Here is a 17,403-nt window from a genome sequence, read left to right as displayed (position 1 = left end):
GGAAGAGGGCCTGCGGCGTTTATTGCGCCCTTCGGGCGGCAAAAAAGTTGAAATCCACAGGAAACACGGCCTCTTCTGACTGGCTTGCCGCTGTTTTTAGCTTCTTCCCGGGCTTTCTTCCGCTCTCGTAGGCCTGTTCCTGGGCGCTTTTGTTTCTTTTCCCCATTTTGTGATAGAACGTTTCCGGGAAACGGGTATATTTCCTGGAACGTCCGCGACGATGCGGCAATTTTCCCTACCACACATCCATGAGCACCAACCAACCACTGACCTCCCACGGCACCCACATCGCCTGGGTTGACTTCCTGCGCATCCTGGCCTGTTTTCTCGTTGTAGTGGCCCATTGCTGCGATCCGTTCGTAGGCAGTTTTGACGGCACCTTCAACTTTAAATCCGCCGTCTTCTGGGGCAGTCTGGTGCGGCCGTGCGTGCCGCTGTTCGCCATGATCTCCGGCGTGCTGCTCTTTCCCGTCACCATGGAAATGGGCGCTTTTTACTCCAAGCGCCTCAAAAGGGTGCTGATTCCGCTCGTCGTCTGGTCCCTGGTGCTTCCCTTGCTCTACTTCGGCTACTTTGCCGCGGGCGTGCATACGGCCAGCCCCAACATCGTGATGGACAACTACACCTGGAGCGCCACCGTCGGCAAGCTTTACACCTTTCTCTTCAACTTCAACTATGACACCACGCCCCTGTGGTACGTATACATGCTGGTGGGTCTCTACCTCTTCATGCCCATCATGAGCGCGTGGCTGACGCAGGCCAAAAGGAAGGATGTGAAAATCTTCCTGGGCATCTGGGTATTCAGCATGACTCTCCCCTACCTCCAGATGCTTGCCCCGGCGCTGGGCTATGAAGGCAATTACGGCAACATGGGCATTCTGGGCGTTTGCGACTGGAACCCGTACGGCATGTTCTATAACTTTGCCGGCTTCCTGGGGTACATGGTGCTGGCCCATTACCTGGCCAAATACCCGCTGGCCTGGAGCTGGAAAAAGATGCTCGCCATCACTGTTCCCCTCTTCCTGGTCGGCTTTGCCGTCACGTTCTTCGGCTTCCTGGAAACGCAGAAGCACTTCCCCGGCCAATATTCCAAGCTTGAGGTACTCTGGTACTTCTCCGGCATCAACGTCTTCCTGATGACCTTTGCCATCTTTGCCATCGTCAGCAGGCTCAGGATCAAGCCCAGCCCGGTGCTGGGCAAGGTGGCGGCGCTCACCTTCGGCGTGTACCTGTGCCACTTCTTCTTTGTCCAGTGTTCCTATGACTTCGTGAACTTCATTGGAATGGGGGGGCTCCCCGCCGCCGTGAAAATACCGTTGCTGGCCTGCCTGGCCTCCGCCGTCTCCCTGGCGCTGGTATGGCTGTTGAGCCTGAACAGGTGGACGCGCAAAAGCATTATGTAAACCGCGGATATTTTCCGCAGGGCGCTTCGGGACCACGGCAGTCCCGGGGCGCCTTTTCTTTTGTGGAAAAGAGAATAAGGCGGTTTCCGGGGAGGGGCCTGCAAAATTCTGGACGGGAAAGAGGGAACAGGCTAGGATATTCCTGCATCGTGCACAGGCCCTGGTTGCCGGAGATGTGGGCTTTTTAACGCATGAAAAGCGCGTCTCCCGGTCTCCCTTCCGCCAACCCCAAGCTCACAGAAAATTCCCGGGACACCGGCGATTTACGTAATCCGTTGGGGTTCTAATCTTGACAACTATCATCTCTTTTTTACGGCCTGGAATATGTGTGCCTCCATGGGAGGTTGGCGCAAAACACCCGTTGCGCTGTTGATACTCAAGCCATAGGCGTCCAGGCCGTCGCACTCTCACGAGTGCGTGGATTGAAACCAGCAGGAGTACCGGAACCGGATACGCCAGGAGTGTCGCACTCTCACGAGTGCGTGGATTGAAACATGTAGTCCTCTTCAAAGGGGATGCGTTCTTCGTGGTCGCACTCTCACGAGTGCGTGGATTGAAACATGCCTTACGATAAACACACGTTAGAACTTACGCGTCGCACTCTCACGAGTGCGTGGATTGAAACCCCGGAATTGATATTGACCCGATAAATCTCCTGAGTCGCACTCTCACGAGTGCGTGGATTGAAACAAATGCTTCGGAATACCTACGTCGGAAAGCCGCGGTCGCACTCTCACGAGTGCGTGGATTGAAACGGTCAGCACGAAGTCATAGGAGGTACTAGCCGTGGTCGCACTCTCACGAGTGCGTGGATTGAAACTCATAGGGATCACGAATGTCAATGTGGCTCCGGGGTCGCACTCTCACGAGTGCGTGGATTGAAACTTGTTATGCCTGAATCGTGCTTCCGATTTTGCAGTCGCACTCTCACGAGTGCGTGGATTGAAACGCATTCTTCAGTCCTCATCGTTATCCTTCATAGTGTCGCACTCTCACGAGTGCGTGGATTGAAACACCAAGAATAGATTCCAAATGGAGCTTGGGAATCGTCGCACTCTCACGAGTGCGTGGATTGAAACTCCATCTTTTGTGAGGGAATATTTCCTGGGACGCGTCGCACTCTCACGAGTGCGTGGATTGAAACCAAATCCTACCCAAGCTGTAAAAAGGGCCGCGCGTCGCACTCTCACGAGTGCGTGGATTGAAACAGGTTGGTCCTCCAAACATCAACAAGCTCAATGGTCGCACTCTCACGAGTGCGTGGATTGAAACAATAATGGGTCGGCTGACGTAGAAGGACCAGTCTTGTCGCACTCTCACGAGTGCGTGGATTGAAACTTTATGGTGCACAACGCATTGCAAAAGTACCCGAGTCGCACTCTCACGAGTGCGTGGATTGAAACTTGTCAACAGCCGCGATCTCTTCATCGCTCATTCGTCGCACTCTCACGAGTGCGTGGATTGAAACCTGTTCTGTCAGTTTATTTGAATGGTAAAGCATGGTCGCACTCTCACGAGTGCGTGGATTGAAACATGATGATTTATGTTGAGGTTCTAACAAGTTCTAGTCGCACTCTCACGAGTGCGTGGATTGAAACGATGACTTGTAAACGTGTATGACAAAAATCTTTAGTCGCACTCTCACGAGTGCGTGGATTGAAACTGTTCCCCTTCCTCCGTGATTCAAAGTCTTATGGTCGCACTCTCACGAGTGCGTGGATTGAAACTATTTTAGGGACCACTATGAGCCCCTGTAAATTAGTCGCACTCTCACGAGTGCGTGGATTGAAACAAATCAGGAACCTTGACCGGAGTAACATCAATCCCGTCGCACTCTCACGAGTGCGTGGATTGAAACTTTTTCCTGCAGGTCTACTCTAGAGGACAAGTAGGTCGCACTCTCACGAGTGCGTGGATTGAAACGTTTATGTATCTGTAAGCCATCTTCTTTTATCAGGTCGCACTCTCACGAGTGCGTGGATTGAAACCTTCCACCTCCCGGGAATTTCCCCGGCCAATGGGGTCGCACTCTCACGAGTGCGTGGATTGAAACTGGTAGATGGTCCCGGCAGGATGGTAAATCCCCTGTCGCACTCTCACGAGTGCGTGGATTGAAACGACAGCGTGGGGCTGAGCAACGACTTGCTGAACGGTCGCACTCTCACGAGTGCGTGGATTGAAACCGTGGATACGTGCAGGAGATGTCTGACATTTACGTCGCACTCTCACGAGTGCGTGGATTGAAACGTGCAAGGCGACTACATAGCCGTTCCATTTCAGCGTCGCACTCTCACGAGTGCGTGGATTGAAACGGAGCAGAGGACAAGGCTCCCGTAGCCCTTGATGTCGCACTCTCACGAGTGCGTGGATTGAAACTGTATTACATTTGAGGGATGATGATTCTGGAGCGGGTCGCACTCTCACGAGTGCGTGGATTGAAACCCGTGAAGGGGTTGATGGTACTCAGAAACTTGTCGTCGCACTCTCACGAGTGCGTGGATTGAAACCGCCTGCTGTTGAGCCTGCCAGGACTGACGCATGGTCGCACTCTCACGAGTGCGTGGATTGAAACATCAGGGTCAGGGAGTCGGTTGTCATGCCACAGGGTCGCACTCTCACGAGTGCGTGGATTGAAACCTCTTCTACGTCACTCTCGAAATAGTCCTCCCCAGTCGCACTCTCACGAGTGCGTGGATTGAAACAATATATGTTTGAACAACTTGCAATTTCTTCTATTGGTCGCACTCTCACGAGTGCGTGGATTGAAACCTTTCTGATTCTGGCTTCTTCCATTGCCTGAATGTCGCACTCTCACGAGTGCGTGGATTGAAACCGTCCAATCAGCATCAAGGCGCACTTGCAACCCTGTCGCACTCTCACGAGTGCGTGGATTGAAACTTTGTAACCCCTGTTATTATGCTTTTTTTATTAAGTCGCACTCTCACGAGTGCGTGGATTGAAACCGCTTCAATTTCGCTGGGAATCATACCGGGGACGTCGCACTCTCACGAGTGCGTGGATTGAAACCTCTGCACTGATAGCCCGGTAAAGCACCCTCATGTCGCACTCTCACGAGTGCGTGGATTGAAACCCCCGAACGCCTTTCTTCTTTAACGGTATTTTTGGTCGCACTCTCACGAGTGCGTGGATTGAAACTCAAGACCTGCAACATTATCGACGAAACATATATGTCGCACTCTCACGAGTGCGTGGATTGAAACGAGGTTATCAATGCAGGATTTTACATCTTGCGGAAGTCGCACTCTCACGAGTGCGTGGATTGAAACCTGATAAATTGTGAAGTGCAGGCCCCCGGCGTTGGTCGCACTCTCACGAGTGCGTGGATTGAAACGATAAGCTTGTATTCCGCCAGGGTGATAGCCTGGTCGCACTCTCACGAGTGCGTGGATTGAAACCGAAAATGAAAGTCCCCTGGCTTATATGGCCTGGTCGCACTCTCACGAGTGCGTGGATTGAAACTTTTCATCACTTCCGCGTCGCCGGAATTGGTGATGTCGCACTCTCACGAGTGCGTGGATTGAAACGGTTCCGGCGGCCCTATCCGTGAAAGCATCTTTAGTCGCACTCTCACGAGTGCGTTAATTGAAAGTCCACATGTCTGCGCGGGGCGCAAGCCGCTCATGCACTGCTTCTTGAAAGAGGAGCAGATCAAAGCTTTATTTTCCGCAACCGTATCGTTTGGTGTTTGGTCTGTTCCCCTGTTATTTTAAGAAAGGACGGTAAGAATCCGTAGTGGAACGGGATGACGGCTCTCTTCCGTTTACCTCTCAGATTGGCATGGTTTGCAGCCTTTTAATGTCCGTCCGCGGCGGGTTGCCGAACATGCGCTTGTATTCCCGGTTGAATTGGGTAGGGCTTTCGTACCCAACGCGGAAGGAGGCGTTTCCTGCGTCCATGTTTTCCACAAGCATCAGGCGGCGGGCCTCATTGAGGCGGATGCGTTTCTGGAATTGAAGCGGGCTGATGGCCGTGAGGGTACGGAAGTGCTGGTGGAAGCTGGACGGGCTCATGCCGGCGCGGCTTGCCAGTTCCCCGATGCTCAACGGCTGGTCGAAGTGCTTTTTTATCCAGTCAATGGCTTTTGCTATCTGGCTGCTATGGCTTTCAGCCACGACGATCTGTCTCAGGCGCCCTCCCTGTTCGTCCATCAGGAGACGGTAATAGATTTCCTGCCGCACCAGGGGAAGGAAGACGGGGATGTCCGCGGGAGTTTCCAGCAGTTCCATCAGGCGTTCCACTGCATTGAGCAGGGCGGGAGTCATTTTGCTGATGCCGATGCCCCGGTCTGTGGGGCGTTCCGGACGCGTGGCCACGCTGTCGTGAAGCATCAGTTGGGAGATTTCCTGTAAATCCAGTTCCAGCGTCAATCCCAGGTAAGGTTTTTCCGGGCTGGCCTCCATGATTTTAGAGACGAGGGGAAGCTCCACGGAGGAAACAACAAAACTTTGCGCATCATATAGGTAGGCTTCGTCCCCCAGCAGGATCTGCTTGGTTCCTTGTGCGATCAGGCAAAGATGGGGGGAAAACATATAGCTGTGCGGTTCCGTGGGGGATTCCCAGCGGTGGAGCTCCAGCCCGGGAATGGCCGTGCTCACCTGGTGTTTCCCATACGTCCAGCCTGCAATCATTCCGGCAAGGCGCAGCGGTTTCCGTTGACGGCAAGCAGGAGTTGGCAGGGAGGCGGACGTTTCCCCCTGTTCCTTTTCTTTTTCCTTCATGAAGGCTTCATGTTATTCAAGGCAGGGTGCGGGAGCAACTTCATTTTGTTTCATTTTGCAGGATCAGGCAATAATGCAGGAGGACCGGGCTACCTGTTTTTTCCTCTGCCTGTTAATATTGGCAGGGTCCGGTGGGAACGCCGGAACAATAAAACAGGAAAGAACAACCAATGAATACGAAATTTATCATCACCCGTAACGCCGGAATTCTGGCGGCAACCGCGCTGGGCGCTTTTGCCGTGTCCGGCAGCATGGCTTCTCCGGCGGACAAGCCCTCGGACGCGGACAATTTTTACAAGAGCGGCCGGGTCTCCCAGCAGGAGGTTAAGTTCAATAACCAGTATCGCATGAAGGTGGCCGGGAACCTGTTCCTGCCCAAGGACATGGATAAGGAGGCCAGGTGCCCCGCCATTATCGTGGGCCATCCCATGGGAGCGGTGAAGGAGCAGAGCGCGAACCTGTACGCCGCGAAGATGGCGGAACGGGGATTTGTGACACTGGCCCTGGATTTACCGTTCTGGGGCGGGAGCGACGGAGAACCCAGGAATTCCGTTTCTCCGGATATGTATGCGGAGGCGTTCAGCGCGGCCGCGGATTATTTGGGCACGCGGCCTTTTGTGGACCGGGACCGCATCGGCGTGATCGGGATATGCGGTAGCGGCAGTTTTGCCATCAGCGCCGCCAAGATTGATCCCCGCCTGAAGGCCATTGCGACCGTCAGCATGTACGACATGGGAGCTGCCAGCCGGAACGGTCTCCGGAATTCGCAGACACCCGGTCAGAGAAAGAAGATTCTGGCGGAAGCGGCGGAGCAGCGGTATGTGGAGTTTTCCGGCGGACCCGTCAAGTATACCGGCGGGACTGTGCATGAACTTCGCGAAGATTCCAGTCCCATTGAGCGGGAGTTTTTTGAGTTCTACCGCACTCCCCGCGGCGAGTTTACTCCGGAGGGACAGTCGCCGGAGCTTACCACGCATCCGACGCTTGCCAGCAACGTGAAGTTCATGAATTTCTATCCGTTTTCCGATATTGAGACGATTTCTCCCCGCGCCCTGCTTTTCATCACCGGGGAGGAAGCTCATTCCAGGGAGTTCAGCGAAGACGCCTACAAGCGCGCCGCCGAGCCGAAGGAGCTTTACCGGGTGCCCAGGGCCGGGCATGTGGACCTGTACGACCGGGTGAATATGATCCCTTTTGACAAATTGACGGATTTTTTCAGTAAAAACCTGAAGTGAGGCCTGGTGCTGCCCGGGAGTATCCCATGGAAGCTTTTTCCCGGTAATGTTCCCGGAGCACACGATTAGAGAACGGAAGGAAAGGTTTTATTGGGACCGTGTGAACGGGAGAGCCTCTTTTATTGCATCATTGGCAGAAGGCCATGGCGTACAAGAAGAGTAAGTGGATGGATTTTATTCAGGGTTCTCCGCTTTCCCGTTGCCGGGGCGCCCGGTAGTTCCATGGGCGCGGAATGGTCCATGGATATTGTCACTTGAAGAATTGAAAAGAAAAACAGATGGATATATTGGAAAGAATGCGCCGGGGAGAGTTGATACGGCTGGACGATCCCGAGTACCCGGTCATAGAAGAGTTGATCACGAGGGCCTTCCGCATCACCGGAGAGTTGAATGCGGGCTACCATGATGCCGCAGAGACGCGGGCTGTCATGAGCGAATTGACGGGGGAGTTGATCGATGAAACGACTTGGATCGTGCCGCCTTTTTATACCGATTTCGGCCGTTTTACACGATTCGGCAGGAACGCGTTCGTGAATTGCGGCTGCACGTTCATGGACCGTGGCGGAATCACGATTGGTGACGGCGTGCTGATCGGTCCGGGAGTGAAGCTGATTACGGAGAATCACGCGGAGGAACCGGAATTGCGCCGTCATGTTTATGGGCGCCCCATCGTGATAGGACGGAAGGCGTGGATAGGGGCCGGGGCTACCGTTTTGCCCGGCGTGACGGTGGGGGAAAATGCCATCGTGGCCGCCGGGGCCGTCGTCACCGGGGATGTTCCGGCCAACGCGATTGTAGGCGGCGTTCCGGCCCGGGTTATCAGGAATATCAGGCAATGACGATTCAGGGCGAGCAACGGAAAGGAGCCGCAGATCCCGGGAAATAACGGCGTTGAAATGCCCGTGGAGGGATTAAGGCGTTGACGGATGCCGGCGCCGCGATAAGAAATGGCGTGGACTCCGGTTGATTGATTTTACCTTTGCAGGGCTGAACGGAGAGGGGGCGGCTGCGGTTGTCCGCAGAGGCGGATTTTCCCGGAAGGTACTGTCGCCACACGGAAGGAGGACGGTTATGGCCTGGGCTATCGGCACCGGCAATTTTCAGCCTGAATGGTTCGGAGTACCTCTCCCGCCGTGCGGCTGCCGTTCCTGTGAAGAGCCGGGAGAAATTCTTTTCCGGAAGGAGCGGAGGGATAAAGTTCACGGGAAAGAGGGGAAGTGCCGGAGGGGCGGCCTCCTGCCGAAGAGGGACGGAGAAGATTTTTTCAGGCAGGAGGCGGGGTGCCCCCGCAGCACGTATGACAGGACGGTTGCGCGGGTTTTTTGATGCCGGCATGCCCGGATGGGAGGTTGTTTTAAAATGCGTTCACCAGTAGCATGTTGAGTAATGTTTTAATGAGGGGTGTTTTGCGCCGCGCCGGGAGAAGGGGAGAAGAAGTTGGATGAGGCGGCCATGGGAAACGTCCTGATTCTTGAGCTTTTTTTCTCGCATGCTGTCAAAGGTTTATACAGCATGGAATTGTACGATCAGGTAGAAAGAATAGTTGATGATGGAACACTCAGTAATTTTTCCGGACCATCGGAAGGTTTGCGCCCTGGGGCAGGGAACTTGGAAGATGGGAAAATCCGCCTTGAGGGAAGCCGAAGAAGTAGAGGCGCTGCGTGCGGGCATTGAGCTTGGCATGAGCGTGGTTGACACGGCGGAGATGTATGGCAACGAGGAGTTGGTGGGAACGGCAATCCGCGGATTGCGCGACCGTGTTTTCCTGGTTACCAAGGTTCTGCCCGGCAACGCCAGCAGGACCGGAACCAAGGCCGCCTGCGAACGGAGCCTGAACAAGCTGCGGACGGATTACGTGGATTTGTTCCTGCTTCACTGGAGCGGTCCCCATCCCATTGAAGATACGGTTGCCTCCATGATTGAGCTGCAGCAGGAGGGTAAGATAAAGGCCTGGGGCGTCAGCAATATGGATGTTCCGGAAATGGAGCGTTTTTATGCCGTCCCGGGGGGAGTCTCCTGCGCCGCCAACCAGATTCTTTATAATCTGGCCCATCGCGGCGTGGAGTACGACCTGCTGCCGTGGTGCCGGGAGCGCCACATTCCCGTGATGGCCTATTCGCCTGCGGATGAAGGGCGGCTGTCCCGCAATCCGGTTCTGATGGAGATTGCGCAGAAGCATGAGGCCACCCCGGTGCAGATCGCGCTGGCCTGGATTCTGCGCCGCCCCGGAATGATTGCTATCCCCAAGGCCGGTTCCGTCATGCATGTTCAGCAGAATTACCGGAGCTTGTCCATTAAGCTGACTGCGGAGGATGTGGATTTGCTGGACGAGGCTTTTCCGCCTCCGGGCAGGAAGGTGCATCTGGATTCCTGGTGAGCCATGGTGCGGGCCGGCCCGCGGGCGAAACGGGGCGCACGGATTTTTTCCGCATCATCAGGAGCGCCGCAAGCCCTTGCGTCAACTGGGGCGGAAGGGCGCCAGCGAACGGTTTTTAACACACGCGTGCCCTGTGGATATGATGGGGCATTGGCTTTTTTTGTTCATGGAGACCGGGGAATCGCCTGTGCGTCTCCGGAAGGGGACCTTCCGGAGATTTTTTCTACTTGAAATGGAAAAGGAAGCAGGGAAAGGCGGCAAATCTCCGTGCCACATAGTGGAAAAGGGAGGAAAACGCTCATGAACGGTGCATCAGAGGTGCTGCCATTTTCTGGTTCCAGCCTCTTCCGGTTGCGAAGAGGGTTTTAACGCAGCCGTAAAAAAGGCCGCCCTTCCGGAAATACGGTGTTCCGGGAAGGGCGGCCCATGGTGAGGGCGGGATAAAAAGCGTTACAGCGGCTGCGCGTCCGTCCTGGGTATCCAGACAGGCGTGTTCTGGAAGGTGCTGGCGTAGTACCAGGAGCCGCGTTCCGCGCGCAGGATGAGCGGGGTGGATTCCGGCAGGGTGATGACCGCCGGGCTGTTCATGTCCGCCGCGTGCCTGCCGGGCGTTTTCTGGGTGACGACCAGCAGCCGGTCCGCCGGGATGGATTCCGGGGTTTCCGGGTACATGATGTAGTTCATGATGGCCGCCACGGTGACCAGTCCGCTGAGGGTGGCCAGGATGGTCAGCAGCGCCCCGTGCCTGCGGGTGACGGTCAGGAGCACCAGGAAGGTGAGCATGACGGCGCCGGACAGGATGGAGATGGGGCCGAGCGCATCATGGCTAATGTAAGTGAGCCACTGGTTTTCCGTGGTGTTGGCGGGGAGGATGGCCCCCTCCTTGCGTTCGACGAATTGCAGGTTGTATCTGGCTTCCGTGAAGTACGGGGAGAGTTCCAGCGCGCGGCGGTAGTTGAGGGCGGCCAGACCGGGCTTGTTCATGCGGTAGTAGGAGTTGCCGATGCCGAAGCTGGCATAGGCGCGTTCCGACTTGGAGAGGTCCGTATCGTTGCTTTCCCTGCTGAAGTAGTCAATGGCCTTGGCGTATTCTCCCTGTTCATAGGCCTGCACGCCCAGGTTGTCCGTTTCCGCGGCGTTTCCGGCTGCTCCGGCCACGGACAGGGTCAGGACGGCGGCCATGATGAGCACGGGAAGCTTGGCGATGGCTTTTTTAATGGCCTGGAGCATGTGCTGGCGTTCCGCGTGCGGCAGTTCGTCTGAAGAGCCGGAGGGCTTGAACGCCCTGTCATCCCGGAGCTGAAGGATGGTTTTCATTTCTTCATTCTGCTTGGAAGGAGGAATGTAGGATTCAATGAAGTTGCCGGCGGCTCGCAGGAATTCCGTGGAGCTGGCCTGGCGCGGCGTGGAGGAGAGCCTCCGGAAGGAACGCATGCGTTCCCGGGCCGTGAAGCTTTCCTTCTGGACTCTCCGGATGTAGCGGATCAGGGCCATGCCCAGCAGGACGACGGCGGGGATGTAGGCCAGGAAGTACCATCCCCAGTGGGCCGGAGCGGTGAGGGCGTTCATGACGGCGGCGGGCATGATCCCGTAAATGTCCGTCATTTCCGCTACCGGAATGGTGCCTGCCGGAGGCGGCGTGGCGGGAGCGGCTCCGCCGGCCGCCGTTCCGGTGATGGCGGAGGCCTTCCATTCCAGGGGAATGGGGGAGGTGGTTACGGTTTTGTACTGTTGCGTGCTGGGGTCAAAGAAGGTGAGTTCAAAGGGCGGGATGGCGTCCGTCTGGGCAATCGGGCGCATCATTTGCTGGAATTCCACGGTTCCCTGGATGGAGCGCGTGTTCTGGCCCGGGTCCAGCTTGTTGGGCGGGTAAAGCTTCCAGTTGGAAGCGTCCGTGAGGGCCGGGCAGGCAATGCTGTGGATGTTGCCCGTGCCCGTCACCTTGATTTTAACGGTGATGGGTTCATTGGCGCTGAGGTCCCGGGCATCCGTGCTGGCGGAGATGCGGAAGTCCCCCACAGCGTTGGTGAAAGAGGCGGGCGCTCCCTCCGGGAGTTCCTGGGCCGTGATTTTCACTTCCGGAATGGACATTTCCACCAGCACCTCCGAGCGGATGAAGTTGGCGATGAGGGGGTCCGCTTCCGGCAGGGCGGCTCGTGCCGTGACAGTGCCCGCCGCCGTGACTTCCCCGGCGCGCAGCGGGAACAGAGTGCTCTGGAAGGTCATGACGTTCCAGTTGACGCCTTTATAGAGCACGGAGCCGCGGGGCTGGCCGCGGAGCAATTCCACCAGCGTGGGTTCAAAGCGCCATGTAGCCAGGTTGGAGGTGGTGATGGTGGGCGCCGTGTATTCCAGAATGTATTCCGGAGCATAAATTTTCAGTTCGCAACGGTCCGGCTGGTGGACATAGGGCTTCTGGTTGTCCACATGCCACAGCATGCCGTACGGAACCGTAGTGCCGTTCAGGTTCAGCGTGTTCCACTTGATGGCGCTGTACGGGTAGACGGTCAGCGTCTGGGGAAGCGTGGTATAGGAGCGGCCGTTGTTGGCTTGCAGGGTCAGGGACGGGATTTCCACGGTGCCCACTTCGTCCGGAGTTACTTCAATGGCCATCAGGAAGGCGGACTGGTTGGGGGACCCCGGCCAGCGGATATAGTTGCCCTGGCTGACCCAGCGCAGGCTGGCGCCCTTCACCCTGGGAAGCGGGTCCTGGCGGGCGATGCTGCCGTCCGTCAGGATGATGAACAGGCGGGTTTGTTCTCCCGGCACAACGGCGTCGGACAGCCAGGTGGTGACCACCTGCTGAGCCATGAGCGTGACAGTCATGCAGAAGAAGAGCGAAAGAATGGCGAGCAGTTTTTTCATCATGTTGCGGGATATGTTTGAAGGGTTGGCATCGTGGATGCGGGCGGAACGGGTTAATAATCCTTGTCCGGAGGAATTTCCGGCGAACGCTGGGGAACGGGGCAGCCGGGTTCAATGTCCCTGCGTTCCATCAGGATGGCTCTTGCCTCCCGGCGTTCCTTTTCCTCCTTGCTTTCCTTTTGCGTGGCTACCGGTACGGGCTTGTCCTCTTCCGGCTGCGGCTTGGGCTGCGGTTTTTCCATGCCGGGCGTTTCAGGCAGCTTGTCTTTTTCCGGGGAGGAGGGGAGCTGGGCGTTTTTCATTTCATTTTCGTCCCTCTTGTTTTCCTTGCCCGCGGCGTTATCCTTGTCTTGGTCCTTGTTCTGGTCCTTGTTCTGGTCCTTGTTCTGGTCCTTGTTCTGGTCCTTGTTCTGGTCCTTGTTCTGGTCCTTGTTCTGGTCCTTGTTCTGGTCCTTGTTCTGGTCCTTGTTCTGGTCCTTGTTCTGGTCCTTGTTCTGGTCCTTGTTCTGGTCCTTGTTCTGGTCCTTGTTCTGGTCCTTGTTCTGCTGCTCTTGTTGTTTTTTCTTTTCCTCTTCCAATTTCTTCTTTAATTCCTCCAACTGCTTGCGGTATTCGTCCAGAGATTTGTCGTAACGGAGCATTTCCTCCTTGTTGGCGGCCGCTCCTTCATGGGAGCCGTAGGCGGAGAGAGCGTCGTCAAAGCGCTTGACGGCTTCCTTGACGTGTTCTTTCGCCACGGGTATTTTTGCCAGGCGGGCGTCAATTTCCTTGATCTGGTCATCAATGGAAGAGGGCTGCGCCTGCGGTTGTTCCCCTTCCGGCCGGGAGAAGATCATGGTTTTACGGGCCTGGGCGGCTTCCAGGTTGCCAAGGTTGAAGTGGGAATCCGCCTGGAGGGAGGCTTTGGGAGAAAGGAGCGCCTGGGAGAATGCTTCCGCGGCTTCCTTGGGGTTGTCCGCTTTTTGTTCCAGGCAGCCTTTGGCGAATTCCAGGGCCTGGCGCGTTTCTTCCGCCAGGTCCGGAACGGCGAGCATTTCATCAATGGCCTTGACGGCTTCCTCTGTCTTTCCCGTCCGGATCAGGTCCGTGACGTTGTCCAGGGCGCTCGTGTCCGCGCGCGCTTCCGTGCCCAGCAGTCCGGCGCAGAGCAGGGTTGCGGCGGCCAGGGCGGTCATGCCGCGGCGTCCGGAACGGCGGAAGGAGCGCCAGCGGGTACCCGCCAGAAGAGTGAGGAGCAGGCAGATGAGGGCCGGAACGGCAAAGATGACGTAGCGGTCGTTCGGCACGCGGCGCACTTCCTCCCGGCCTTCCGTGATGTCCAGGCGGTCCGCGATGTCCCTGACGAAGCGGTTCAGCGCCGCTCCGTCGGAGAGCTGCACATACTGGCCGTCCGTCTGCCGGGCCAGGTATTGCAGGCTTTCCGGATTGAGCTTGGAGACGACATGCTGGCCGCGGCGGTCCCGGTACAGGCCGGAGGGGGATTGCTCATCCGGAATGGTGGTGCCGATGGTGGTGCCGATGCCCGCCGTTACGATGATGAGCTGGTGCTGCCTGGCGGCTTCCGCCGTCTTGTAAGTGATGTTGACGGTGTCTTCCCCGTCGCTGAGGATGACCAGGGCGTTTTTGGCGTCCGCCTCCTTGTCCCGCTTGAAGGTCTGGAGGGCCAGCCGGACGACGTTTTCCAGATTGGTGCCTCCCTGGGAGACCCAGCCGAATTGAAGCTGTTCGATGGTTTCCTTCAGCGCGTTGTGGTCATGGGTAAGGGGCATGAGCAGGACGGCGTCCCCGGAGAAGATGATGATGCCGAAGTTGTCCCCCGGCAGGGCGTCCAGCAGGTCGTAGGCGGCGGTTTTAGCCCTTCCCAGGCGGGTGGGGGAGGCGTCCTTGCTGAGCATGGAGCGGGAGCAGTCAATGGCGATGAGGATATTGCGCGATTTGGGAATCTCCTTTACCTCCGTGTAGCCGTCCACCGGACGCGCGATGGAGAGGATGGCGAAGATGGAAGCCAGCACGGCAAAGATGACGGGGAGCACCCGGTGCCAGGTGGCCGGAGCGTGAACCAGCTCCTGCCGGTATTCCGGGGAGACGAGCACTTCCCATTTTCTGGAACGGCGGCGCCACAGCCACCAGGCCGCCGCCGCGAGCAGGGCCGGGAGGATGAGCGCGTACAGAACGTTGGGATAAAGGAAGGTCATGGCGGGAAAGGGATGGTGTTACGGGGCGGGGGCCGGTTTGAGCACTTGCAGGGAGAGGCCCAGAAGCGTCAGCGCGGCGCCCGTTACGAGGAAGTACATGAAGTATTCTTCAATGTGGCGGACGGTCTGCACCTTGGCCTCGCTTTTTTCCAGCTTGCCGATGGAGGCGAACGCCTTGTTGAAGGAGGCCATGTTCGTGGCCCGGAAGTGCTCCCCGCCCGTGAGCTGGGCTATTTTCCGCAGGGTGGGTTCGTCAAATTCGCTTTGCACCACCATTCCGTTCGCCAGGGTGCCTTCTTCCGTGCCCACGGCGATGGTATAAATCTTGATGCCCAGCTTGGCCGCGTTTTCCGCCGCCACCAGCGGGGATATCTGGCCGGAGTTGGAGGCGCCGTCCGTCACCAGGATGATGATTTTGGATTTGGTGTCCTTGCGGTCATCCAGCCGGGTGGCCGCCGCCGCAATGGCGGAGCCGATGGCCGTGCCGTCCGCCTGGATCATGCGAGGATGGAAGTCCCGGATGATGCCGTTGACCAGGGCGTGGTCCAGCGTGAGCGGACAGAAGGATTTGGTTTTCCCGGCAAAGCCCACGATGCCGATGCGGTCGTCCGGACGGCTGTCGACGAATTGGGTGATGACATGCTTGGCGGCCACCAGGCGGTTGATGGGCATGCGGTTGAGGACCATGTCCGGCGTCTCCATGGAGTAGGAGAGGTCAAAGGCGATCATGATGTCAATGCCGTTGACGGTGCGGAAGGTTTTATCCTCCACTTTTTGGGGGCGCGCCAGCGCGATGGCGAGGGCCGCCGCCGCCAGCACGAAGCAAATGGCCCCTATTTTTCCGGCCAGGGATTGGGGATTGCGCGCCAGGGAGGAGATGAAGCGAACGGTCGGGTAGGTGATGGAGCCTTCCGCCCCCCGCCTGCGGCGGAGGATAATGAGGCACAAGATGAAGGGAAGGACATAGAGCCATTCAGGTTGTGCGAATTGGAAGTGTTCCGTCATGGTGTGCTAGCGTTGGTTGGGGCGTGGGGAAGGTTTTTTGACGACGAGGTCCGTTTCCTCCTTCGTGCGGTGTGCGTCCGCTTCTATGTCGTTGATGAGTTGGACCGTGTCGTCCGCCAGTTCGTTGACCAGGGAGTCGTTTTCCGGAGTGTCCGGCTCATATTTCAGGGAGGCCATGCGGTCCAGCAGGTCGCGCGTGGGACCCTGGAGTTCCGAGGGGAGCGCGGTGAGCGCGTCCGCCCGGCGGTTGAATTCCTGCTGGGTTTCATACAGCGCCGGGTCTTTGGTTTCCCCCACCAGGTATTTCCGGAGGAGCAGGGAGAATTCCACGGCGGCCTGCCTGAGGGAGGGGTGGGTTTCCCGGAGCATCGTGATGTCCCGGATAGCGGTTTCCGCCGGGCTGAGCGGCGCGGCGGGGGTGCGCCCTTTCCTGCGGATGAGCACGATGACGGCTATGGCGACGGCCAGCAGGATGGAGGCGAGCATGATCCAGATGCCCCACGTATCCCAGAAGCCCGCTTGAAGGTAGGCGTCCGGGGACTGCGTTTCCATCAGCGTGGGGAAGGCCGGCGGTTCCGGAATGGCCGTGGGGGGAGTCTGGAAGGTGGCGGGTGCTGGCATGGCTGGCGGAGAAGGGTTTAGCGTGAGAATTTGCGGGACCTCCTGGTGAAGAGGGCCTGGAGGGGCGGCATGAAGTTGTCCGTGGTCTGGAGGTCCAGGAAATCGATGCCCAGGCGGCGGAAGTCCTGCGTCCATTTTTCACGGTGCAGGTGCACGACGTTGGCGTGGGCTTCCCGGACGTCCTGGCGGGCGAGGTTCAGGAACATGCTTTTGCCGGTTTCCGGGTCTTTCAGGATGACGCGCCCGGCGTCCGGAAGGTGCAGCTCCATCGGGTCCGCGATGCGGATGGGGATGAAGTCGTGCTTGAAGTTGAGCTGTCCCAGGGCGGCCTTGTTGTGCTCGCTCCAGAAGTCGCTGAGCATGATGACCATGGCTGCCTTTTTCTGGGAAAGGACGAGCTGCCGGGCTACCTCCGCGATGCTTTGATCCGCCCCGTCGTTTTTACTGGCTACGATTTCACGGACGATGCGCAGGGTCTGCTTGATGCCCTTGGCCGGGGGAATGTAATGGGAGTGGCTGTTCCCGTAAATGAGAAGGCCGCACTTGTCCCCGCTCTGGGCCGCGCTGAAGGCGAGCACCGCGGCCACTTCCGCCGCATAGTCCAGCTTGGAAGCCCGGGCCGCGGAGGAGGCGTAGTGCATGGAGCCGCTGACGTCCACCGCCAGAATGACGGCCTGCTCCCGTTCCTCCCGGAAGCGACGCACGAAGGGGGAGTTCATCCTGGCCGTCACCTTCCAGTCAATGAAGCGGGGATCGTCTCCCGGCGTGTATTCCCGGAAGTCGTCAAAGTCCAGCCCCTGGCCGCGGAAGCCGGACTGGTATTGCCCGGCGAAGTTTTCCGTGGCCAGATGCCTGGCGCGCAGTTCAATGCGGCGCACGCGCTTGAGAATGTCTGAGGCTTTATCCATGAAGTGATCCTCCCTGTTTGAATTCAATCAGGTTCCGGTGAGGCGCCCCGCGGGG

At 57.7% G+C, this 17,403-nt stretch carries 10 protein-coding genes and 1 CRISPR repeat array; of the genes, 4 read left to right on the top strand and 6 right to left on the bottom strand.

All coding sequences use genetic code 11. The annotated features are described in order from the left end of the window. The first annotated feature begins 248 nt into the window (after nucleotides 1–248). Nucleotides 249–1,403, top strand: a complete 1,155-nt coding sequence (locus M8N44_RS05490; protein WP_022395957.1) for an acyltransferase — start codon at nucleotides 249–251, stop codon at nucleotides 1,401–1,403. Between the two features lie 398 nt (nucleotides 1,404–1,801). Beyond that, nucleotides 1,802–5,013: direct repeats of the CRISPR family, unit length 31 nt; unit sequence GTCGCACTCTCACGAGTGCGTGGATTGAAAC. A gap of 178 nt (nucleotides 5,014–5,191) precedes the next feature. Here the strand turns inward: M8N44_RS05490 and M8N44_RS05485 are convergent. Further along, nucleotides 5,192–6,142, bottom strand: coding sequence for an AraC family transcriptional regulator (locus M8N44_RS05485; protein ID WP_215451330.1), 951 nt, complete (start codon nucleotides 6,140–6,142; stop codon nucleotides 5,192–5,194). A 170-nt stretch (nucleotides 6,143–6,312) separates the two neighbouring features. On the opposite strand from M8N44_RS05485, the gene M8N44_RS05480 reads away from it, so the two are divergent. From M8N44_RS05480 to M8N44_RS05470, 3 genes are all read left to right on the top strand, one after another. Next, nucleotides 6,313–7,377 carry an alpha/beta hydrolase gene (locus M8N44_RS05480; protein WP_022397216.1) on the top strand — a complete coding sequence of 355 codons (1,065 nt, stop codon included), beginning with the start codon at nucleotides 6,313–6,315 and terminating at the stop codon, nucleotides 7,375–7,377. Nucleotides 7,378–7,655: 278 nt separating this feature from the next. Next, nucleotides 7,656–8,216 (top strand): sugar O-acetyltransferase, encoded by a 561-nt coding sequence (locus M8N44_RS05475; RefSeq protein ID WP_102727150.1) that lies wholly within the window; start codon nucleotides 7,656–7,658, stop codon nucleotides 8,214–8,216. A 707-nt stretch (nucleotides 8,217–8,923) separates the two neighbouring features. Beyond that, nucleotides 8,924–9,754, top strand: coding sequence for an aldo/keto reductase (locus M8N44_RS05470; protein WP_022397218.1), 831 nt, complete (start codon nucleotides 8,924–8,926; stop codon nucleotides 9,752–9,754). A 450-nt stretch (nucleotides 9,755–10,204) separates the two neighbouring features. On the opposite strand, the gene M8N44_RS05465 is transcribed toward M8N44_RS05470, so the two are convergent. Genes M8N44_RS05465 through M8N44_RS05445 form a run of 5 tightly spaced genes read right to left on the bottom strand, consistent with a single transcriptional unit; the run spans nucleotide 10,205 to nucleotide 17,348 of the window. Then, on the bottom strand, nucleotides 10,205–12,622 hold the full coding sequence (locus M8N44_RS05465; protein WP_102728122.1) for a tetratricopeptide repeat protein: 2,418 nt from the start codon (nucleotides 12,620–12,622) through the stop codon (nucleotides 10,205–10,207). Nucleotides 12,623–12,672: 50 nt separating this feature from the next. Further along, nucleotides 12,673–14,814: a vWA domain-containing protein gene (locus M8N44_RS05460; protein ID WP_249853044.1), complete on the bottom strand. Its 2,142-nt coding sequence runs from the start codon at nucleotides 14,812–14,814 to the stop codon at nucleotides 12,673–12,675. An 18-nt stretch (nucleotides 14,815–14,832) separates the two neighbouring features. Then, nucleotides 14,833–15,819 (bottom strand): VWA domain-containing protein, encoded by a 987-nt coding sequence (locus M8N44_RS05455; RefSeq protein WP_022397163.1) that lies wholly within the window; start codon nucleotides 15,817–15,819, stop codon nucleotides 14,833–14,835. 6 nt (nucleotides 15,820–15,825) lie between these two features. Continuing rightward, a complete protein-coding gene (locus tag M8N44_RS05450; RefSeq protein ID WP_022397162.1) occupies nucleotides 15,826–16,440 on the bottom strand; it encodes an MMPL family transporter in 615 nt (204 codons plus the stop codon). A 17-nt stretch (nucleotides 16,441–16,457) separates the two neighbouring features. After that, on the bottom strand, nucleotides 16,458–17,348 hold the full coding sequence (locus tag M8N44_RS05445) for a DUF58 domain-containing protein (protein WP_022397161.1): 891 nt from the start codon (nucleotides 17,346–17,348) through the stop codon (nucleotides 16,458–16,460). Between the last annotated feature and the right edge of the window lie 55 nt (nucleotides 17,349–17,403).

The sequence above is a fragment of the Akkermansia massiliensis genome (assembly GCF_023516715.1).
Lineage (GTDB): Bacteria > Verrucomicrobiota > Verrucomicrobiia > Verrucomicrobiales > Akkermansiaceae > Akkermansia > Akkermansia massiliensis.
The sequence above is the reverse complement of the archived record's forward strand: the minus strand, read 5'-3'. Positions and strand labels throughout refer to the sequence as shown.